We start from the raw sequence: 20,552 nt of genomic DNA, 5'->3' as shown, positions 1-20,552 counted from the left end.
GGAGCAGCCGATTGACCTGCGTCAGGTGCTGACTGTGGGCTAGGCGCTTGAGCATCTGTCAGCCGCTGCAGGAGTTGCGCGCAGCTTTTCTCTGACTTTTTCGACACCCAAAGAAAAAACCCCTGAAAAACACTAGGCTTTTCAGGGGCTTATTTGGTGGGCCGGGGGGATTTGAACCCGTTTCCAGATCCGCCCATCGTTGGTATATCTTGGCTAAAGCCAGTCGTTTCGCGGCATCCGTACTCGCTCTCTAGGTCAGTGCTGGCCTTTCGTGGTTATTGTTTTCGACACTTTTTCGACACGCATTCTAGACAGCTGAAGGCCCTATCAGTAGCGTCTAGCTGTCATGGTGTCGTGAGTCGTTTGACACATCTTCTCGTCTCTTGTCGCTTTTCGTCCTGCCTGAGTCGCGCTGCCCGATTGGGCAGCATGAAAATCAAAAGCTTAGCGCGTGACGCGGAGCGTTATCAGACACCTGGAAGGGTGTTATGCGACAGCAATGTCGCCTAATTATTAGTTAGGCTCATAAGGAATCCATAATAGTGGGCACTACAGAAACATGGATATCAATAGTAGGTTCCCTTGCGTCCATTGGTGGTGCCGTATGGGCATTTATTGAGGCCCGCAAAGCATCAAAGTCTGCATCAAGAGCCGAAAGAGTAAGAAGTGAACTTGTAACCCGCAGGGAAATGGTCGAACTATCTCAAATACACACTGAGACAAAAAGAATCCTTAGTATCGTTTCAAGGGTAGGCCCATCTTCCAGCCTAAGTTTATTAACTGGCATTGACTGCAGCGGTATTGCAAAAGATGTTGAAGAGTATTGCAGGCTGATAAATGAGCATAGCACGCATTACTCTGAGCTATTCAAGAATCATGCATTAAAATTATGCAGCGACCTCAGTGACGATATAAGATCTCTAGCTGACGCAGCACAACAACACGAAAAGAAAGAGATTGGCACTCGAATTTATCACAAGATCAATAGTTTTCTCCCTATTGCCAAGAGCCTGGCGGACGAGAAGAAAGAAACCATCGCAACCGGGAATTAAGGAATTAGAATGAAAATCACAGACGGCGAGAAACTAATAATTTTGATGCTGAGTGAGCTATACGAGAAGCTGGAAGTTAGAGGGGAGATCGAACCCGACTTCATAAGATCCGCAATTTTCAGCAATAATACATGGAGTATTCCATGGAAGTACGCCGGCATCCCATTCGATGAACAAGACACACCTGAAATCGTAAAGGAAGTGTTGAGTATACTTGACATGTGGAGCTTTATCGAAAGAAGTTACGGCGAACTTACAGATGATGAAAAGGCTTTTGTAGAGGCAGGGGCAGCTCCTTTTGGAAAAGACCCAAAGTTTCGGGGCTTCGATGGAAACAATGAAGCAGAATATATGGGGACAGCCTCTTTCCTCGTTAATGAGTTAGATAGGTTTTCAGAGTTCAAAGAAAGGTACTTTAACTCGCACTGCCCTATGGTTGAAGCGTACAGCCGAATGCTTTCTATGTATGAGCCAATCATTAAAGAGCAGCACTATCAGTCACTCTCCGCGCAAAGTCTTGTCAGCATTCTGAAAGAGTTAGTCCATCCTGAAAGACAGGGAAAAGCCTAACAACTTCATACTGGTCGCTACGCTCACTGGGACGGGCTAAAGGCCGCCCCTTAACCAAACGTTTGGTATCAATGTGAAATTTCCAAATTGGCTCAAATTGGTGTGGTGGGGAATCGCCCTAATCGGCACGCTTGCGTTTTTGATTTTTCGTCTCGATAACATTCACGCAGGGCACGCCCAGTTTGCGGACGTAGTCGTTTTTCTCGTATTTATCTGCTTATGGATGCTTCCGCTAGTTGCGGAAGTGAACATGCTAGGTATTCATCTCAAGAATGAGATTGAGGAAATCAAGCGCGAAGTAGCATCGGTTAGAAACTCCGTGGACGTCAGAAACTCTTTTAGCCCACAACTAATTTTTCCGCAACCACCCTCTGAGGAAGAACTTCCCGGTTTAAGGGAAGAGGTGCGGGCAGCTGTGTCTCAAGCGTTGAGAGAAGCCGGAAGCGCCGCTACTTCCACAACATCTGGCAACCTATCTGTATCCGAAGCAGCGCACTTTCTGTTTGGCGTCCGCTACAACTTAGAACTTCAGTTACGCCGAATCTACGAAGAAAACATCAATGATCCTCGGGAACGGTATGCGTCAGTTATCGCTTACCTACGATTACTGGTAAGGTCTGAAGTAATTTCACCTAATCTCGCACATGCCATACGGGAAGTGTATTCCGTTTGCTCTGCAGCAATTCACGGAGAAGATGTTTCGGAAAATCAGGTTCAGTTTGTTAGAGACGTTGCACCAGAATTGGTGGCTGCCCTGGAGGCGGTGCGTTGATACCCAACAAGTGGTTCAAGTCGTTCGCTTCGCTCACTCGGGACCGGCTAAAGCCCGCCCCTTAACCAAACGTTATGCATAAATGACTTCAGTATTTAAGTACCGCGGTGGTGACTGGGCCACAGTTAAGAGAGATCTACGCTCGCTTTCGAGAAATGAGCTATATGCAGCACCGTTTGCCTCGCTTAACGATCCTTTCGAATCTGTTGTGGTTATTGATCGCAATTCATTTGAAATTGGTGGTTTGGTTTTGGGTTGGGCAGCAGGGGGTAAGTTAGATCAAGGAAAAAAGGCCAGTTCTAAACTTGAAGACGCCTTGGGTGAATTCGTTAAATTCACGAGAGGCATTGGAATATATTCTCTAAGTAAGAGTGCGACTGATGAACTCCTTTGGGCGCACTACGCAAATTCTCACCAAGGGTTTTGTGTAGAGTTCGATCTAGAAAATCTTTTGGACTACAAGCTTGAGGCTGAAGAGATATTAAGCGTCGATTACAGTCTGCGTCCTCCTACTCTCTCGATGGTTGAGCTTATGGCCTCTCAAAAAAGTCAGGGGAAGCTTCTACAAAAACTAGTCGCGACAAAATCTAGGCGCTGGAACTACGAAGAAGAGATTAGAGTCTGTGTGGGTAACCCAGGCCTAAAGGAATATGATTTTCGTGCATTGCGAGCTATATATTTTGGCGCTCGATGTAGCTACAGGCTAATTCGCTTAGCGATGCGATTACTACGTGGGCGAGGTATAAGCTATTATCAGATGCAACTGGTCTCTGAGTCATATAATCTTGAGGCGATTGCAATAGATGACGAGTTTCCGAACGCGGCCCCTTATAGAGAGCGATTAGCTCCCGTAGATGATGGAATACCTTATCTTGATGAGAAAACCAAGCCATTTCAAAAAGAATTGAGTGTCGCAATTGAAATGGCTCGACGTGAACCCTACTGTGAAAGAGTTAGGGATGCATACCTGAGTGGCTCAAAGGGCACCCCGGAGAATCCGGTTTTCTACGTCACCTACGATAGAAGTGATGGTCTTCCTAGGAATGTCTTTTACAGCTTACAGGAAATTAGAAGGCATGTGCTTTATGCATAACAAGCCAGTTTAATTCGTTGCGGCCACAGAATGCATATCCTCCACCGGACTCGCTAACGCTCGTGGTTTAGCATAGCGTTAGATAGGTTGTCACTTAGTCTCTGTGATTTAAACCGATACTTAATCTACAGTTTCGGCGCTCTATGCTGCCTTCTTTGTAGGGCCAGCAGGCGCGATCCTTCATGCTCGGTGTTTGCTTTATGACGCTTACCTTCATCTTTGCGGCTGGCTTTGGCTGTTCGATAGGGCTAGGCGGCGCAGTGACGCGGACTACGTTGTCGGCGCCACGCGGGATGTAGTTGTTATCGTTGAATACGGTTTGCTTGGGTGGGGCGTTCGCTATTTTGGCTTGGCCGGGGGCTGGGCTGGCTTGAGCTTGCTGGTCGCGCCTTGCCTGTTCTTCGACAATTCTGTCCCAGTCCTTGCTCGCTGCTGGTTCTGGCCGAGTTATCTCGGCGACCGGGGCTGGCCTGGAATGGGTGTTCTTGTCGGCCAGGTTCTGCACTGTGCCTTTCAGGAAAGCCGAGCCTGCTGCGTGGAGCATGGCCAGCGTGACGCATGTGCCGATGATTCCTGGGATGAACCATGCCGTGGCATTACGTCTGCGGGGATTTGTCCGTATGTAGTCGGGGGCGTCGTTCCAATCAGCCTTCACGTTGTCTCTCCCTTGTCCCTCGGGCGTACCAGCGCCTAGTCACTTCCTTTGTGATCGCTATCCCGCGTGTTGACCGGTCAAGTTTCGGTTGGCCTCGTCGTATTCGGGGCTGGTTTGGCCCTTCTCCGGAATGATCTTTCCGCTTGCCAGCCAAAGCGCGTACTGCGGAAAGGCACTCACGAGCACGTCGATTTCCTCAGTGCTGACCCGAACAGCTCCCTTACTCACGTTGAGCCATCGACTGTAGTCGGTGTCGCTCAGTTGACTGAGCTTTTTAGGGCCGAGTTGCTTGATCAATAACCTGGCTCTATCTGCCGAGCTTTCCATATAGAAAAAAGAAAACCTTCTAGAGAAGGTAACTATTGACGCACCGTAGGGTGAAAAGGCAATAATTGACCTGAAGTAATTATTGACCTGAGCTGGTGCTCAAGGTCTTAACAGAGACCAACATAGTGCAGGAAAGCCAATGGACTTGGAAGAAAGCCACCTCTCTGCCAAAGCCCTACTGCTAGCGCCGCCCGTCCTTCCCTGGCGCGAGTTCGCTGACTGGATTCGCATGGGAAATGACCACAACACGGTGTGGGGCTGGATTCGTAACGGCTACATCCCTTCTCACAAGGTCGGCAGACACGTGATGGTCAACGTCGCGTTGCTCACTCATCAGCTTGTGGAGCAGGAGTGGTCGCTATGAGCAGGACGGACCCCCAACTCAGGTTGCGTGTGCCACTACCGCTTCGCGCCGAGATTGAGCGGGCCGCTAGGGCTGCTCGTCGCTCCATGAATGCCGAAATAGTCATTCGTCTTGAAGCTAGCTTCGCCAATGAAAACTCAAGGAAGGAGGAAACACTGTGAGTAAGACAGATGAGAGCCTGGACCTCTGTAGCGTCATCACCTTCGCCGAAATGAGCGGCATATCGGTCGAGGAGGCGATTGGCTGGGTGGATAACGGAACGATCCCCAGCCTCAAGCTGGCCGACTTCCGCATGGTCAACCTGGCCCGCCTGCGAGAAGACCTGCTCAAGGGCAAGACCACCTTCAAAGAGGGGGACTACAGCCATGTCTAGCCAATGTGTGGCCCTGGATGCAGCCACTGCTCTTGGCTACATCGGCCAAGCCGTCCTTGTGGAGTTGGTGTGGGACGGTGACCCGGAAGCTATCTGGCGTTTCAAGCACATCGTTGGCGTGGTGTTGCCCGTCGAAGGTGTTTACGAGGATGGCTATTTCCTAACTGTTCCCTTCAACGACAGCACCGATTTTCCGACCGAGATCTTCTTCAACACCATCCGAACCATTCGGGCGATGCGGTACCGCGACCGGCACGGTTCCGGCAACGTACTGGGCCGTATCGCCCGTCCTAACCAGGCTGGGTCAAGGGCCGCGCTCCCGGCTCGTCGGAACAGCTCCATCGTTCCGGCGAACGGAAGCACGGGCGCAGCGCACCCTTGACGCACCACGGCCATGAACAGCCTATCCATGGGAGCAAGGGGCAGCTTTTCCGCCCCGCGCTCCCGAGCCCTCGGCGGCAAGAGCGGGATGACAAGGGCAGAGCCCTTGGTGTGCTTCGCCTCGGCCCAGCGCCCGCGCCAAGCCCCTGCCTCCCTCGCTGATCGTCCCCGCCTGCTGCACCTTCCGGCCCTGCCGGATGCTCGCCCAGTTCTGCTCGGGCTTCTTCTGCTTCTGACTCTCGCCGCGCCCTGGAGTAGCGGGGTAGTCGCCGTGCCGCCGGGCAATCAGCAGTCAGCCATCGGGATAGATGAAAGCGTCAGCTGCGGGCGCGGCGGCACAGGTGTGCGCGAGGCACGAGCGCGCAGGTGCGCCGCCCCGCCAGCTGACGTCCCTGTAACACGTCAGATAAATACCAAATGAACAGGCCAGTACTGGTCAATGTTGGAGAACTGAAAAATGAAAGCTAAGGATCAGATTCGGTTAAACCTCGATGGCTTCGAAAGCCCAACCGGCCGCCTGTTCGTTGAGCGCGGCAACGCCAAGATCACCGACCTGTCGAAAGTCCGCCTGCTGCGCTGCGGCGTCGACACGGTGCGTCAGCTGTACCGGGGCATAATCCGCCCGGAAGTCATGGCGCTGTTCGAAACGCCGGGCGTCATGGTGGATTTTGCCGGCCAGCGCTGGCACTCGGGACGGGTAGGGCGCGATTCGGGCTACCAGTACAAGCTGCAAAACGCCGACCTTGGGCTGATCCTGCTGATCAAGAACTTCAACGCCAAGCTCGACAACATCGGCCCGCACCTGAAAATTGAGGTGTCACCCCACGCCATCGACGCCCTGTCGCCGGAGCGTCTGCAAGAGCACCTGGACCACTACGCCGACGCCGTGTTGAGCCACCTGGAAATCAACCAGTGCGCGGTTCATCTGGCGTTGGACCTGCAGGGCTGGACGCCGCCCGCCGATCTGGTCGCCCGCATGCACTGCAAGGCCCGCACGCACCGCGATATTTCGGGCATCAGTGAGGTCAGCTGGGCCACCAAGTCGAGCGTCTACGGCCGCGGGGAAACGTCCATGTTCGGTTCGGCCGGTGGCGTGCAGCTGGCCATCTACAACAAGACCGAACAGGCCCGCGCCACCGACAAGCTCGACTACTGGGAAAGCGTCTGGAAGCGCCGCGACAGCTTCGACGCAGACGACCCCAACAACTACGACCCGGAGCAAGACGTGTGGCGGGTGGAGCTGCGCTATCACCACTCGATCATCCAGCAGTTCGCCAGCGGCTCCATTGACGTGCGGACGGGTGAGGCCATCGACACTCGCTCGTTTGCCGCCTTCTCGGGCCATCTGGACGGCCTGTGGCGCTATGGCCTGGGGCAGTTCAAGTTGCTGGCTCGCCCTGGTCATTTCGAGGCGATCTGGACCCTGATCCGCGATGACGTGCGGGTCGATCTGCCGGTGGACTCCCTGCTCGATCAGACCGAGTACAAGCGCTACTACAAGACGTCGCGGGGCTTCTCGGGCAAGAACGTGGAGCTGTTCCTGGGAAACTTCGTAAGCCTACTGGCAAGGGAGCGGGTGGGCGCAAAAAAGGCGTTCTCCACCCTAAAACAATGGGACTGTTGGCCCGTTATACGGGATCACTACGCGGCCAAGGAAAAGACTGAGCGGGACATATACCGGCACATCAAAGACCTGCTCGAGGAACGACAGGTGAGGTGGGGGCGTGCGGTCTGATGGCGATCCACCAACTGCCGGATGGACGTTGGAAGGTCGATGTAGAGCCCATCAAGGGCAAGCGCTTTCGCAAGACGTTCAAGACCAAGGGTGAAGCCCAGCGTTTCGAGTCGACCTGCCGTAGCAAGGTGATTGTCGATGCGGATTGGTCCCCTCGGCCAACCGATGCCCGGCGGCTCACTGACCTTGTCGGCTCATGGTTCGATCTGCATGGCCACTCGCTGCGCGATGGTGAGCGCCGCCGTTCCAAGCTGGATCAACTGGCCCGGCGCCTCGGCAATCCTCGGGCCGCCAAGCTCGACCCGCAGGCCTACGCCCATGATCGCCGGGTCAGGCTAGGGCAGGGTGTTTCGCCTAAGACCCTGAACAATGAGTTGGGCTATCTGCGTTCGGTATACAACGAACTGCGCGGCCTCGGGGTCATCAGCTACGCGAACCCGCTGGCCCTGGTGAAGCCGTTGAAGCTCCAGGAACGTGAGCTGTCCTGGCTGACCACGGAACAGATTGCCGAGTTGCTGCAAGCCATCCGTTCGGGCTGCGATAACCCGCACGTCGAGATCATCGTACTGATCTGCTTGGCGACCGGGGCGCGTTGGTCAGAGGCTGAGAAGCTGAAACCGACCGGGCTGCGTAATGGTGTGATCACCTTCAGCGGGACCAAGAGCGGTAAGGTGCGCTCGGTGCCGATCTCGGCAGAGCTGGCGGCCAAGATCGTTCGCCACTGGAAGCAGCATGGCCAACCCAACTCGGCCATCACCTCGTTCCGCCGAGCCCTGTCCCGCACAACCATCAAGCTCCCGAAAGGCCAGGCTGCTCACGCGCTGCGCCATACCTTCGCCAGCCACTTCATCCAGAACGGCGGCAACATCCTCACCCTGCAGAAAATCCTGGGCCACTCCAGCTTGGCGATGACTATGCGCTATGCGCATTTGGCTCCGGACCATTTGCAGGACGCCATCAGGCTTGGACCGCTTTCTTCGGCGGCTACACCGGTAGGTTAGGCACCTCGCTGCGTATAAGTCGTGCCTTTGCAGGCAGAGCGTGCCAGCCGCCTTGATTAAGCCTGCGTTGGACGTGCTCTTGGTACCTGTTGGGGGCGGGGGCGCTTCTACGTTGGTGGCGCAGTTGGTTGCATCGTTTGCATGCTGCGGCAATGTTCCCTTTCGCATCCTTCCCGCCGTCCTGGCGAGCAACGAGGTGCTCAGCCGTGCACTGAAAGTGCCGAGCTTGGGCTAAGGAGATTCTGTGCTCTTGGGCGAATTGCTCTGCGGAATCGCGCCACATCTGAAAGCCGCAATAGCAGCATGCTCCATTCTGGCGGTCGTAGGCGGTTTGGCGGTGCTTTTGGAGGGGACTGATAGCCATGGCGGCCTCCTATTCAGTTTTAGGAAGTCCGCCCGATCAGTAACTGAATCGGAAGCGGTGCCAGTCGCGTCACGCGAACTGGCCCAACACTGCCCCATAAGGGTGGCAGCAGCTCTAAGGTAGTGTGTTTATTTTCGGTTGCCAAGTGACCTTGAGGGGTTGCAGGTCAGTAACCTTACTCGACACTTTTTCGACACCCAAAGAAAAACCCCTGAAAAACACTAGGCTTTTCAGGGGCTTATTTGGTGGAGCCGGGGGGATTTGAACCCCCGTCCGCCAGTTCTCCGCTATCGGTTCTACATGCTTAGCCATCTCTATTGAGTTAACTCATCGCGGCCCGAGTGGCAGGGCGCTTTGAGCGAGCTGTATGAGTTTTAGCCGTTACGTCTACAGCGAACTTGGCGGCGATCCTGTTCTATATGACTGACCAAATCTTCGGGTTTACAGGCATCCCCTAGGGTCAGCTAGCGGCACTTAGGCGGCTAGAGCGTAGTTGTCGTCGTTGGCAACTATAAGTTTGCAGCAGCGAATTTACGAGTTCTGCTACCAGCTCGGCATGCCCCTCAAGTTTTGCTACCGGCGTCGAATCCTAATCGGCCCCAAAACTGTCATGGGTGAAGCTACGCCCGAAGTGTACGGCATCGGCTCATCGGCGTCGACCCGGCAATCTCTGCGCGGACGCCGATGGCAGAGTGCGGCTATGATTACCCCCTGAGTTGCTGTCATGTCTTTGGGACGAGACCTATCTATGCCGCGCACGTCGCGTTATCCCCTGCGCCAGTGGATCTGGCGCGCCTTTGTGCAGAGTGCTTTGATTCCGCTGGTTCTGGTCGAATCGGTGCTGATTACCGTCTATTTGTTGAGTAACGCCGCGATTCGCGATGCCCAGATCGACTATCTGCAGCGAAGCGCGCTGGACGACCTGTCGGCCGCCGTAGCCCGTGAGGGACAGGTGATCGATAGCCGTCTGCGGTCCGTCGAGGCGCAGGTGCAGATCTTCCGCGATGCGTCGCTGCAGGCGCTGAGCAATACCGCCTTCGAGCCCGATGCGCTGGAGCGGCAGCGCCATGCCTCCACGCCCAGCGGGGTGTTCTACACGCGCAGCGACGATGGCCGCGCGGCGTCTTTCTATGCCAACAGCACGCCCCCCGGGCGCCAGGATCGGGACAAGGCCTTGCGCCTGTCGCAGGTCGACCCGCTGATGCAGTCGATCCGCGCTGCCAACCCCTTGGTGGCGGCGCTCTATTTCAACAGTTGGGACAGCTACAACCGCATCTACCCGTTCTTCATGACGCCCGAGCAGTATCCCCATGACATGGTGATACCGGACTACAACTTCTACTATCTGGCCGACGCCCGGCACAACCCGGAGCGCAAGGTGGCCTGGACCGATGTCTACCTCGATCCGGCCGGCCAGGGCTGGATGATGTCGGCGGTCGCCCCGGTGTACCGCGGCGACTTCCTCGAGGGGGTGGTGGGCCTGGATATCACGGTCGGCCAGATGCTCACCGAGATCGGCGAGCTGGATGTGCCCTGGCAGGGTTACGCCATGCTGGTCAGCCGCGATCACAACATCATGGCGCTGCCCCAGGCCGGCGAGCGGGATTTCGGTCTCCGCGAACTGACCGAGTATTCCTATGCGGAGGCGGTGCGCCGCGAGGTGCTCAAGCCGGAAGACTTCCGCCTGGACAAGTACGCTGATATGCAGCCGCTGCTGCAGGCCATGGCAGACGGCCAGGGCAATGTGCAGGAGGTGCAGCTGGGCGGGCGCAATCGCCTGGTGGCCTGGAGCGAGATTCCGCAGACCGGCTGGCGCCTGCTGTTGGTGGTGGACGAGGAGCAGATCTTCAGCGAAACCAACCGGCTGGCCGAGCGTTACCTGCAAATCGGCTACCTGCTGATCGCCGGCCTGGCGCTGTTCTATCTGCTGTTCTTCGCCTGGATGTGGATGCGTTCGCGGCAATTGAGCGATCAACTGGCGCAGCCGATTGCCGGTATCAGCGGGATGATGCGACGGATCGGTCAGGGGGATTTCCATCCCAGTGCGCCGACCAGCCAGATCGCCGAGCTGACCTCCATGGCGCAGGCGGTGCAGCACACCGGCGAGCAACTGCAGGCCAGCGAGACCGAGCGCCGCGAGGCGCAGCGGATTCTCGAGCTGGTGCTGGAAAGCACCACGGAGAGTCTGTGGGAGGTGGACTGGCCGAGCTCGACCATCAAGCTGAGCGGGCGCTTCCTCAAGCGCTTCGGCCTGACCCAGGAACGCATGAGCATCGGCGAGTTCAACCAGCGCGTGCATCCCAATGACCTGGAGCGCATCCGTCACCTGCGCGAGCTATTCTTCGCCAGCGGCGAGGACCAGTTCGAGGCTGAATACCGTTACGCCGACGCGCGTGGCGAGTACGCCTGGCTACTCAGCCGGGGCAAGGTGCTCGAGCGCGATGCCGCCGGCCATGTGCTGCGCATTGCCGGCACCCATGTCGACATCACCCGCCTCAAGCAGGCCCAGGAGGAGCTGCGCCGTGCCAGCCTGGAGGCCCAGGCGGCCAGCCAGGCCAAGAGCCGCTTCCTCTCCAGCATGAGCCACGAGCTGCGTACGCCGCTGAACGCGATCTACGGCTTCGGCCAGTTGATCGAGATGGAGGCGCAGGAGAAGCCCGATGCCCAGCAGGAGGCCGACTACGCGCGGGAGATCGTCAACGCCAGCCGCCATCTGACCTCTCTGGTCGACGACATCCTCGACCTGTCGAGCATCGAAAGCCGTCGTCAGCAGTTGCAGTTGCAACCGGTCGCCATCGGCGAGCTGCTCGCCAGCTGCGCCGAGTTGATCCAGCCCGAGGTGCAGCAGCGGCATCTGCGCCTGGACGTGCAGGCGGAGGCCGATGCGCCGTTGTACGTGCAGGCCGATTTGCGCCGGGTGCGCCAGGTGATGCTCAACCTGCTGTCCAACGCCATCAAGTACAACAGCCCGCAGGGCGTGATCCGCATGGGCTATGAGCTGCGGCCGGGCGGCGTGCGCCTGTGGGTAGACGACAACGGACCGGGGCTGACAGAGGAGCAGCAGGCTCAGCTGTTCCAGCCGTTCCAGCGCCTGGGTCGGGAGAACTCGAGTACGCCCGGTACCGGCATCGGGCTGGTCCTCTGTCGTGAGTTGGCGAGCCTGATGGGCGGCGAAATGGGCTTCGAGAGTAGCGCAGGTCACGGCAGTCGGTTCTGGATCGACTTGCCTAGCGCCGCCGCGCCCGAGCCGACCCCGTCGGCCTGGGCCGGCAACGAGCTGGCGGCTCCCGCGGGTCAGGCCGATGTGCTGTGCGTCGAGGATCACCCGGCGAGCATGAAGGTGGCCCAGGAGGCGCTGCGTGACTTCGCCAAGGTTCGTGGGGTCGGCTCGGTGCAGGAGGCGCTATCGGCCCTGACTGCCGAGGCGCCGGCGCTGTTGATACTGGATCTGGATCTGCCGGACGGCGATGGCTTGCAGGTGCTGGATGTCATGCGCAGCGATCCGCGTCTGCGCGGGGTGCCGGTGCTGGTGATCAGCGCGGCGGCCAATGAGCAGTTGTTCGACGAGGCCCGAGTGCGCGGGGCGCAGGCCTGCCTGGCCAAGCCCTTCGAACTGGCCGAGGTGCGCCAGCTGGCCATGTCTCTGCTCGGTCAGGGCGACTAGTCCTGGCCGAGCAACGGCGATTACTCGCTGGCCTCGAGCAGTTCCAGCGCTTCGCCGAGTACTTCCACGGATTTTCCGTGATCACCACTCTTGTGCAGCGCCTCGCCTTCGGCGCGGAGCGTCTGCACTTGCGCCAGCACCGCTGGATCGCTAGGCGGGTTGCTTTGCAGCATGGCATCGATCTTCGCCATATCCGCCGGGCAATGTGCGGCCCAGAGCGGGGCACTGAGCAGGGCAGCGGCGAGGCAAACGGCTAGGCGGCGCATGGTGTGGCTCCTTCGGGTGGGGAAGATATTCAGTATAGGAAGCGCCGTGGATGGCCAGTGGCCGCTGGTCTGCTTTCGCTCGACCAGAAAAGCCCCGCGGCGGCGGGACGGGGCCTTCTGTTGTCGGTGCGCGATGACGGATGCGGCTCAGGCTCTCGGCCGGGTGACCCGGTCGACCAGGTAGACCAGGCCGTGGTAGTCGATGCCGGCGTGCTGGCTCAGGCCAATCTCGCAGGTACGGCTGGTGGACAGGCCCTCGCTGCAATGCTGCACCGCGTCCTTCAGGCTGCGCAATGCATGGGCGTTGAGCTCGGGGGTGGTGAAGCCCTTGTCGCCGGCGAAACCGCAGCAGTGGATGCCTTCGGGAACGATTACCTCGCGGGCGCAGCGGCGGGCGATCTCGATCAGGCCCTCGGCCTCGCCCAGATGCTGGGTGCTGCAGGTGATATGCACCGCCACAGGCTGCTCCTGGGGGTGGAACTCCAGGCGCTCGAGCAGCTGCTCGCGGATGAACTTTACCGGGTCGTACAGCTTCAGCCGCGCGTCCAGGCCATCCTGCAGCAGGCGCAGGGTGCAGGGGCTGGTGTCGCAGTAGACCGGGTCCAGGCCGCCGCGGCTGGCTTTCAGCAGCGCGGCGATCAACTCGTCGCGCTTGGCCTCGGCCTGCTCGGCATAGCCCTTGGAGGCGAAGGGCTGGCCGCAGCACAGGTTGTCCTGCTGCTCGGGGAAGATGACCTGAAAGCCGGCCTTCTCCAGCAGGGCGCGGGTCTTGTCGATCAGCGGCATCTGTTCCCGGTCGGCGAACGCCGGGCCCATGACCCGCGAGACGCAGGCGGCCAGGTACACCACCCGCGGCCGTGAGTCGCCGGCCGGCGGGTTGAAGCGGGTCGGCTGGGCGGCCTGGGGCAGGGCGCTGCTCCACTGCGGCAAGCGCTGGCCCGAGAGCTTGCGCAGGCCGGCAGAGGCCCTGGCCAGCAGCGGCGCGCCGAGCAGCCGGCGCGCGCCGTCGGTGGCGCGCAGGGTCAGGCGCGCCCCCTTGAGCGCGCTGGCGAAATGCCCGGCCAGCCAGTCGGCCGTGGCCTGGTGTGTGGCGTCGCGCGCGCGCAGTTTGCGCACCAGGTCGCCGGTATTGATCCCCACCGGGCAGCGCTGGGCGCACAGTCCGGTGGCGGCGCAGGTGTCGAGGCCCTGGTACTGGAAGTCGCGTTCCAGCGCCCGGGTGTCCTCACCGCGCCGCTGCCTGGCCTGGATGTCGCGCCAGACGACGATGCGCTGGCGCGGGCTCAGGGTCAGTTCCTTGGACGGGCAGACCGGCTCGCAGAAACCGCACTCGATGCACTTGTCGACGATGGCGTCGGCGGCCGGCAGGGGCTTGAGGTGCTTGAGGTGGATCTGCGGGTCTTCGCTGAGCACCACGTCCGGGTTGAGGATGCCCCGGGGGTCGAGCAGGCGCTTGACCCGCCACATCAGCTGGTAGGCGTCGCGGCCCCACTCCAGCTCGACGAAGGGCGCCATGTTGCGACCGGTGCCGTGTTCGGCCTTGAGCGAGCCGCCGAACTCCACCGCCACCAGCTGCGCCACCTCATCCATGAAGGCCTGGTAGCGCGCGACCTGCTCGGGCGCGTCGAAGCCCTGGGTGAAGACGAAGTGCAGGTTGCCCTCCAGGGCATGGCCGAAGATGATCGCCTCGTCATAGCCATGCCTGTCGAACAGCTTCAGCAGGCGGTTGACGCCCTCGGCCAGCAGTTCCACGGGGAAGGTGACGTCCTCGATGATCACCGTGGTGCCGGTCTGGCGTACCGCGCCGACCGCGGGGAAGGTGTCCTTGCGGATCCTCCACAGCTGGTCGTAGACGGCCGGGTCCTCGCTGAAGTCGACCCGCTTCTCCAGGGGGAAGCCGACCAGCGCGTCCATGACCTGCGTCAGCTGCTCGTGCAGCAGGCCCTGGCTGGCGGCGCGGGACTCGATCAGCAGGGCGCAGGCGCCGGCCGACAGCGCCTTGACCCACTCGGGCATGCCCGCCTTGTTCTCCACCGAGCGCAGGCTGCGCCGGTCCAGCAGCTCCACCGCCGATACCGGCTGCTGCTTGAGCACGGCCACCGCGCGGCAGCAGCTCGCCACGTCGGGGAACACCAGCAGGGCACTGGCCTTGTGCGGGTGGTCGGGGACGGTGTGGTAGGTCACCGCGCTGATGAAGCCCAGGGTGCCTTCGGAACCGACCAGCAGGTGGCTGAGGATGTCCAGCGGTTGGTCGAAGTCGACCAGGGCGTTGAGCGACAGCCCCGTGGTGTTCTTCAGCCGGTACTTGTGGCGGATGCGCGCGGCCAGTTCGGGGTTGGCCCGGGTCTGCCGAGCGAGCTCGGTCAACTGCTCGAGCAGTTCGCCGTGACTGGCCTGGAAGGCGGCCACGCTGGCCGCGTCCTCGGTGTCCAGCACGCTGCCGTCGGCCAGCACCAGGCGCATGCCGGCCAGGGTGTGGTAGCTGTTCTGGGCGGTGCCGCAGCACATGCCGCTGGCGTTGTTGGCGACGATGCCGCCGATCTTGCACGCGTTGATCGAGGCCGGGTCCGGGCCGATCTTGCGTTGCCAGGGCGCCAGGCTGACGTTGGCCTGGGCGCCGATGACGCCGGGCTGCAGGCGAATCTGCGCGCCCTGATTGCGGACCTGGCGGCCGTCCCAGTGATCTCCCAGGACGATCAGCACCGAGTCGCTGATGGCCTGGCCGGACAGGCTGGTGCCGGCGGCGCGGAAGGTCACCGGCACGCGCTCGGCGCTGGCCAGGCGCAACACTTGCACCACTTCCTCCTCCGACTCGACGCGCAGCACCAGCTTCGGCACCAGCCGATAGAAGCTGGCGTCGGTGCCGAAGGCCAGGGTCGACAGCGGATCGTCGAAGCGTCGCTGGCGCGGAATCAGGCGTTCGACGGCCTGCAGGAAGGCGGCCGGCAGGCTCATGCATCCTCCAGGATCAGCACGACCAGGTCCTTCGGCCCATGGGCGCCGTAGGCCAGCACCTGCTCGATGTCGGCGGTCTTCGACGGCCCGGATACCAGCAGCGCGTTGGTCGGCATGCCGGCGGCCCAGCCCCTCTCCTGCTGGACCTGGTAGAGGTTGTCGCTCACCTGGCTGGCCTTGAGCAGGGCGATGTGCAGTGGCGGTACCAGGCTCATCAGCCGCGGCTCCTCGGGCGTCGGCCAGAGGATCAGGCTGCCGGTGGAGGCAATGGCGCCGAGGGTGCCGGTCAGGCTGGCCGGGGTGTCGTCGAACAGCTCGGCTTTCCACTGCTCGATGGGCCGGTCGTAGGCCTTGAGCGCGAGGGTGCTGGACGCCCGCTGGCAGTGCTTGCTGAACTGTTCGCCGTGGGCGGTGCTCGGGGCGATCAGCAGGCTGGCGATGTCGCGCTCGATCAGCAGGCGTTCGACCAGCGCCGGCCACTCGGCCTGGCGGGTCAGGTGGGTCTCGGTGTGCACCGCTTCCATCAGCTGGCGCAGGCGCGGGATGCGCTGCTCGGCCGGGTAGCTCCAGGGCTGGGTCACCAGGGCCTCGTCGAAGTCGTCGGCGATCGGCGTGGTGCCTTCCAGGCTGCGCTGCAGCTTGGCGAGGATATTCGCTTTGGCAGACATCAGTTGCCCTCCAGGTGCTGTTTGGCCAGCTCGTGCAGCGAGCGCGTGGCCGGTACCGGCGCCACATGGTGCTCGGTCCAGGGGCCGAGCTTGCTCGGGGTCAGGCCGCCCAGGCGGGTGGCCAGGTAGCTGAACAGGCGATACAGCAGCGGCTTGGTATAGAGGGTGCGCCAGGCTTTCCAGGCCAGGCGCTCGCCCGGCGAATACTTGCTGCCCTGGCCGCGCATGACCTTGTGCGGGGCGTCGGGGCTCTTCACGTTCTCCTCGCGCAGGCGGCGCAGCAGCGAGGGAATCGGGATCTTCACCGGGCAGACTTCGCCGCAGGCGCCGCACAGCGACGAGGCGCTGGGATGCTCCGGTACCTTGCCCAGGCCGACCAAATGCGGGGTGATGATCGCGCCGATGGGGCCGGGGTAGACCTCGCCGTAACTGTGGCCGCCGACCCGGGTGTAGACCGGGCAATGGTTCATGCAGGCGCCGCAGCGGATGCAGTTGAGGGTCTGGCGCAGCTCGCTGTCGGCGAAGGCCTGGCTACGGCCGTTGTCCAGCAGCACCAGGTGCACTTCCTCGGGGCCATCCAGCTCGTCGGCCTTGCGCGGGCCGGAGATCATGTTGACGTAGGTGGTGATCGGCTGGCCCAGGGCCGAGCGGGTCAGCAGCGAGAGCAGCGGCACGGTGTCGCGCAGGTTCTCCACCACCTTCTCGATACCGGTCACGGCGATGTGCACCTTGGGCACCGTGGTGCTCATGCGGCCGTTGCCTTCGTTTTCCACCAGCAGCAGGGTGCCGGTCTCGGCCACGGCGAAGTTGACCCCGGAGACGCCGATGTCGGCCTCGAAGAATTTTCGGCGCAGGGTGCGGCGGCCGATCTGAATGAGTTGGTCGACGTCCTTGGTGTACTCCACGCCGAGTTTGTCGTGGAACAAGGACGCGACCTGACCGGCATTCTTGTGGATTGCCGGCATGATGATATGGGAAGGCTTCTCGTGGTCGAGCTGGACGATGTACTCGCCCATGTCCGATTCCAGGCATTCAATGCCACGGCCGGCGAGAAAGTGGTTCATCTCCATCTCTTCGCTGACCATCGATTTGCCCTTGATCACTTGTCGCGCCTCGTGAGCGCGGGCGATCTCCAGGACGATGGCGTTGGCCTCGTCCACCGTTTCCGCCCAGTGCACTTTCACACCGTTGCGGATCAGGTTCCGTTCCAGCCGCTCGAGCAACTCGGGCAGCTTGGAGAGTGCGCGGGCGCGGATCTGGTTGCCCAGGGCGCGCAGCCGCTCGCGTTCGTCGGCGTCGCTGAAGGCACTGGCGCGCTTGGCCATCAGCGAGTCCATGGCGGTGCGGAAATTCTTGCGCAGCTGGGGGTCGCCGAGGGCGTCATGGGCGCGCTGTTTGAAGCCCGGCGTCGCGGCTTCGTCACTCAACTGCACGGCGGGAATGCGTTGTTCGGCGTTCATCACTCGGTCCTCGCGCGGGGCTGGGTGCGTTGCCAGAGGAAGCTGGCCAGGTGCTGGCCGCGCAATGCCGCGCGCTGCTTCTCCAGGGCGCCGTTGATATTCATCAGGCAGCCGCAATCGGCACTGACCACCTGCGCGGCGCCGCACGCCTGCAGCGCGCGGGTCTTGTCGGCGACCATCGCCCCGGAAATGTCCGGCATGCGCACGCTGAAGGTGCCGCCGAAACCACAGCACTCGCTCTCGTGGTCATGCTCGACTCGCTCCACCTGGGCCAGTTGCGCCAGCAGGGCGCGGCCGTGCAGATGAGTGTTCATCTCCCGCCGGGCGCTGCAGGAGGTGTGCAGGGCGACCTGGGTCTGCGGGCCCTGGTCCTGCAGCTGCACCTTGCACACATGCAGCAGGAACTCGGCCAGCTCATAGGTGCGCTCGGCCAGCGCCTTGAGGCGGGCGTGCAGTTCGGGTTCGTCCTTGAACAGCTCGGCATAGTGCTCGCGCAGCATGCCGGCGCAGGAGCCCGAAGGCACCACCACCGGCCAGTCCTCGGCGAACAGCGCGAGCTGCCTGCGGGCGACCTCGCGCGCCTCCCCGGTGTAGCCGGAGGTATAGGCCGGCTGGCCGCAGCAGCCCTGGTCCTGGGGGAAGTGCACGCGAATGCCCTCGCGCTCGAGCAGGCGGATCGCGTCCATCCCGGCGCCCGGGAAGAACAGGTCGACCACGCAGGTGCCGAACAGGTAGACCTGGTCGGGCTTGTGCGCCGGGTACTGGCGCGGTTGCGGCAGGGGCGGCGCGACGCGGGTGGCATTGGGGGCGGCGTTGTGGAACAGCTGACTCATGACGTGGCCCTCCGGGTAATCCCGGTGGTTTGCCGCGCCCGCTGCATCGAGATGGCAGCGGGGCGCAGGCGGTGGTGGATGCGGCCGTGCCCCGGGACGCGGGGCGCGGACTTCAGTCGATTCAGCGCGCGACCAGCGGGTCGCTGATGCCCAGCAGGTAGATCGCGGCGAGGGCGATCAGCCCGGTGAACAGCACGTAATACAGGGTAGGCCAGACGGTCTTGCGCAGGGTGGTGCCCTCCCGGCCGAGCAGGCCCACGGTGGCGGAGGCGGCCACCACGTTGTGGATCGCCACCATGTTGCCGGCGGCCGCGCCGATGGCCTGCACCGCGACGATCAGCGCCCCGGAGATCCCCAGGCTGTGGGCCACGCCGTACTGGAACTGGCTGAGCATCATGTTGCTGACGGTGTTCGAGCCGGCGATGAAGGCGCCCAGGGCGCCGACGCTCGGGGCCAGCAGCGGGTAGACGCCGCCGACGCTGTCGGCCACGTAGCGGGCCATGGCGATGGGCATGCTCGGCAGGTCGGCGGCGTTGATCCCCGAGTTGATCAGGATGCGCACCATCGGCACGGTGAACAGCAGGACGAAGCCGGCACCGAGCAGCACCTTGCTCGAGTCGCCGATGGCGGCGCCCAGTTCACGCAGCTTCATGCCGTGCAGGAAGAAGGTCGCCAGCACCACCGCCACCAGAATGCCGCCGGGCAGGTAGAGCGGCATGAAGTCGGCCTTGATCCCGGTCTCGCCGAGGATGTCGGGGAACACCAGCAGCACCGACTTGAGGGCGCCGCCGACCTCGGGAAAGACCCGGCTGATCACCAGCAGGGCGCCGACCAGCACATAAGGCAGCCAGGCGCGCAGGCTGCTCATCGGCTTGGCGGTCAGTTCGTCGAGTTTCATCTCCACGCTGCCCAGCCAGTCGCTCGGCCACTCCTCGGCCGGTGCGAAGTCCCAGGTGTGCTTCGGCACCAGGAAGCCGGCGCGGGCGGCGCTAGTGACGATCGCCAGTCCGATCAGCCCGCCGGCCAGGGAGGGGAACTCCGGGCCGAGCAGCACGCCGGTGGCCATGTAGGGCAGGGTGAAGGCCAGGCCGGCGAAGACGGCGAACGGCAGGACCTCGAAGCCGGCTTTCCAGCTTTTCTCCTTGCCGAAGAAGCGCGTCAGCATCAGCACCATGATCAGCGGCATCAGGGTGCCGACCAGGGCGTGGATGATCGCCACGTTGCTGGTGATCAGTTGCAGGAACAGCTCCCAGCTGGAGCCCTGGGCAGTGAGTTGCGCCGCCAGGGCGGCGCTGTCCAGGCCGCTGTTGATGCCGATGATGATCGGCGTACCGACCGCGCCGAAGGACACCGGGGTGCTTTGCACCAGCATGCCGAGCATCACCGCCGCCAGGGCCGGGAAGCCGATGGCCACCAGCAGGGGCGCGGCGATCGCCGCCGGCGTGCCGAAGCCCGAGGCCCCTTCGATGAAGCAGCCGAACAGCCAGGCGATGATGATCGCCTGGATGCGCCGATCCGGGCTGATGGTGGCGAAGCCCGCGCGGATCGCGGTGATGCCGCCGGAGTGCTTGAGGGTGTTGAGCAGCAAGATGGCGCCGAAGATGATCCACAGCACGCCGGCGGTGATCACCAGGCCCTGCAGGGTGGAGGCGAGTACGCGGTTGACGCTCATGTCCCAGGCGAACAAGGCGATACCGGCGGTCAGCAGGTAGACCAGCGGCATGGCGCGCTTGGCCGGCCAGCGCAGGCCGATCAACAGCAGGGCGGCGAGCAGGATGGGGGAGAAGGCGAGTAGGGCGAGCAGACCGGATGACATGGCATGTCCTCCTTAGCAGTGGCGCAGGGCGCGCGTGACAGTCGAGGAGGGCAGCGTTGCAGCGAGCTGGGCAGGCATGGACGACATGGGATAATCCTCTGCGTGGGTCTTGGAATTATTGGGCTCACCTTGCGTAAATTGGTAATACCAATTTACAATGTAGCCGGGTTAGGTTAAGAGCCTGTGCCTGCACCTGTCAAATC

At 61.5% G+C, this 20,552-nt stretch carries 20 protein-coding genes and 1 other RNA gene; 11 read left to right on the top strand and 10 right to left on the bottom strand.

Going from position 1 to position 20,552, the window contains the following annotated elements:
• The first annotated feature begins 542 nt into the window (after positions 1–542).
• The 4 genes from KDW96_RS08550 (at position 543) to KDW96_RS08535 (ending at position 3,487) form a co-directional block, all read left to right on the top strand.
• The gene (locus KDW96_RS08550; RefSeq protein ID WP_255839995.1) at positions 543–1,052 is read left to right on the top strand and encodes a hypothetical protein; all 510 of its coding nucleotides are present in this window, start codon (positions 543–545) and stop codon (positions 1,050–1,052) included.
• Between the two features lie 9 nt (positions 1,053–1,061).
• Positions 1,062–1,622 carry a YfbU family protein gene (locus tag KDW96_RS08545; RefSeq protein WP_255839994.1) on the top strand — a complete coding sequence of 187 codons (561 nt, stop codon included), beginning with the start codon at positions 1,062–1,064 and terminating at the stop codon, positions 1,620–1,622.
• Between the two features lie 73 nt (positions 1,623–1,695).
• On the top strand, positions 1,696–2,394 hold the full coding sequence (locus tag KDW96_RS08540; protein ID WP_255839993.1) for a hypothetical protein: 699 nt from the start codon (positions 1,696–1,698) through the stop codon (positions 2,392–2,394).
• Between the two features lie 82 nt (positions 2,395–2,476).
• Positions 2,477–3,487, top strand: a complete 1,011-nt coding sequence (locus tag KDW96_RS08535; RefSeq protein ID WP_255839992.1) for a DUF2971 domain-containing protein — start codon at positions 2,477–2,479, stop codon at positions 3,485–3,487.
• Between the two features lie 94 nt (positions 3,488–3,581).
• Here the strand turns inward: KDW96_RS08535 and KDW96_RS08530 are convergent, their stop codons facing one another.
• Both KDW96_RS08530 and KDW96_RS08525 read right to left on the bottom strand, forming a co-directional pair.
• Positions 3,582–4,142 (bottom strand): hypothetical protein, encoded by a 561-nt coding sequence (locus KDW96_RS08530; protein ID WP_255839991.1) that lies wholly within the window; start codon positions 4,140–4,142, stop codon positions 3,582–3,584.
• Positions 4,143–4,199: 57 nt separating this feature from the next.
• Positions 4,200–4,469, bottom strand: a complete 270-nt coding sequence (locus KDW96_RS08525) for an RNA-dependent RNA polymerase family protein (protein WP_255839990.1) — start codon at positions 4,467–4,469, stop codon at positions 4,200–4,202.
• A gap of 139 nt (positions 4,470–4,608) precedes the next feature.
• Here KDW96_RS08525 and KDW96_RS08520 point away from each other — a divergent pair, with 139 nt between their 5' ends.
• The 6 genes from KDW96_RS08520 (at position 4,609) to KDW96_RS08495 (ending at position 8,323) form a co-directional block, all read left to right on the top strand.
• Positions 4,609–4,833: a helix-turn-helix domain-containing protein gene (locus tag KDW96_RS08520; protein ID WP_255839989.1), complete on the top strand. Its 225-nt coding sequence runs from the start codon at positions 4,609–4,611 to the stop codon at positions 4,831–4,833.
• Positions 4,830–4,994 carry an Arc family DNA-binding protein gene (locus tag KDW96_RS08515; RefSeq protein ID WP_255839988.1) on the top strand — a complete coding sequence of 55 codons (165 nt, stop codon included), beginning with the start codon at positions 4,830–4,832 and terminating at the stop codon, positions 4,992–4,994. Before KDW96_RS08520 ends, KDW96_RS08515 begins: the two co-directional genes overlap by 4 nt.
• A complete protein-coding gene (locus KDW96_RS08510; protein ID WP_255839987.1) occupies positions 4,991–5,206 on the top strand; it encodes a hypothetical protein in 216 nt (71 codons plus the stop codon). Before KDW96_RS08515 ends, KDW96_RS08510 begins: the two co-directional genes overlap by 4 nt.
• Positions 5,199–5,588 carry a hypothetical protein gene (locus KDW96_RS08505; RefSeq protein ID WP_255839986.1) on the top strand — a complete coding sequence of 130 codons (390 nt, stop codon included), beginning with the start codon at positions 5,199–5,201 and terminating at the stop codon, positions 5,586–5,588. Before KDW96_RS08510 ends, KDW96_RS08505 begins: the two co-directional genes overlap by 8 nt.
• A gap of 456 nt (positions 5,589–6,044) precedes the next feature.
• Entirely contained in the window at positions 6,045–7,322 is a 1,278-nt protein-coding gene (locus tag KDW96_RS08500) for a phage replication initiation factor (RefSeq protein WP_255839985.1), read from the top strand.
• A complete protein-coding gene (locus KDW96_RS08495) occupies positions 7,322–8,323 on the top strand; it encodes a phage integrase (RefSeq protein WP_255839984.1) in 1,002 nt (333 codons plus the stop codon). Before KDW96_RS08500 ends, KDW96_RS08495 begins: the two co-directional genes overlap by 1 nt.
• On the opposite strand, the gene KDW96_RS08490 is transcribed toward KDW96_RS08495, so the two are convergent.
• Positions 8,307–8,606: an HNH endonuclease gene (locus tag KDW96_RS08490; protein WP_255840497.1), complete on the bottom strand. Its 300-nt coding sequence runs from the start codon at positions 8,604–8,606 to the stop codon at positions 8,307–8,309. The two genes, KDW96_RS08495 and KDW96_RS08490, sit on opposite strands and share 17 nt — an antisense overlap.
• Positions 8,607–8,930: 324 nt before the next feature.
• Positions 8,931–9,288, bottom strand: a transfer-messenger RNA (tmRNA) gene (ssrA, locus tag KDW96_RS08485).
• A 147-nt stretch (positions 9,289–9,435) separates the two neighbouring features.
• Here ssrA and KDW96_RS08480 point away from each other — a divergent pair.
• A complete protein-coding gene (locus KDW96_RS08480; RefSeq protein ID WP_255839983.1) occupies positions 9,436–12,351 on the top strand; it encodes a hybrid sensor histidine kinase/response regulator in 2,916 nt (971 codons plus the stop codon).
• Positions 12,352–12,371: 20 nt separating this feature from the next.
• Here KDW96_RS08480 and KDW96_RS08475 read toward each other — a convergent pair whose 3' ends face one another.
• The 6 genes from KDW96_RS08475 to KDW96_RS08450 form a co-directional block, all read right to left on the bottom strand.
• Positions 12,372–12,617, bottom strand: coding sequence for a PA2433 domain-containing protein (locus KDW96_RS08475; protein WP_255839982.1), 246 nt, complete (start codon positions 12,615–12,617; stop codon positions 12,372–12,374).
• A 147-nt stretch (positions 12,618–12,764) separates the two neighbouring features.
• A complete protein-coding gene (locus KDW96_RS08470; RefSeq protein WP_255839981.1) occupies positions 12,765–15,572 on the bottom strand; it encodes an FAD-binding and (Fe-S)-binding domain-containing protein in 2,808 nt (935 codons plus the stop codon).
• Positions 15,569–16,240, bottom strand: coding sequence for a LutC/YkgG family protein (locus tag KDW96_RS08465; RefSeq protein ID WP_255839980.1), 672 nt, complete (start codon positions 16,238–16,240; stop codon positions 15,569–15,571). Before KDW96_RS08465 ends, KDW96_RS08470 begins: the two co-directional genes overlap by 4 nt.
• Entirely contained in the window at positions 16,240–17,700 is a 1,461-nt protein-coding gene (locus KDW96_RS08460; RefSeq protein ID WP_255839979.1) for a LutB/LldF family L-lactate oxidation iron-sulfur protein, read from the bottom strand. The genes KDW96_RS08465 and KDW96_RS08460 overlap by 1 nt, the downstream gene beginning before the upstream one ends.
• On the bottom strand, positions 17,700–18,533 hold the full coding sequence (locus KDW96_RS08455) for a (Fe-S)-binding protein (protein ID WP_255839978.1): 834 nt from the start codon (positions 18,531–18,533) through the stop codon (positions 17,700–17,702). The genes KDW96_RS08460 and KDW96_RS08455 overlap by 1 nt, the downstream gene beginning before the upstream one ends.
• A gap of 121 nt (positions 18,534–18,654) precedes the next feature.
• Positions 18,655–20,349: an L-lactate permease gene (locus tag KDW96_RS08450; RefSeq protein ID WP_255839977.1), complete on the bottom strand. Its 1,695-nt coding sequence runs from the start codon at positions 20,347–20,349 to the stop codon at positions 18,655–18,657.
• Positions 20,350–20,552: the final 203 nt, after the last annotated feature.

The sequence above is a fragment of the Pseudomonas benzenivorans genome, from assembly GCF_024397895.1.
Taxonomy (GTDB): domain Bacteria; phylum Pseudomonadota; class Gammaproteobacteria; order Pseudomonadales; family Pseudomonadaceae; genus Aquipseudomonas; species Aquipseudomonas benzenivorans_A.
Note: the sequence above shows the minus strand (reverse complement) of the source record. Positions and strands in the feature narration are given on the sequence as shown.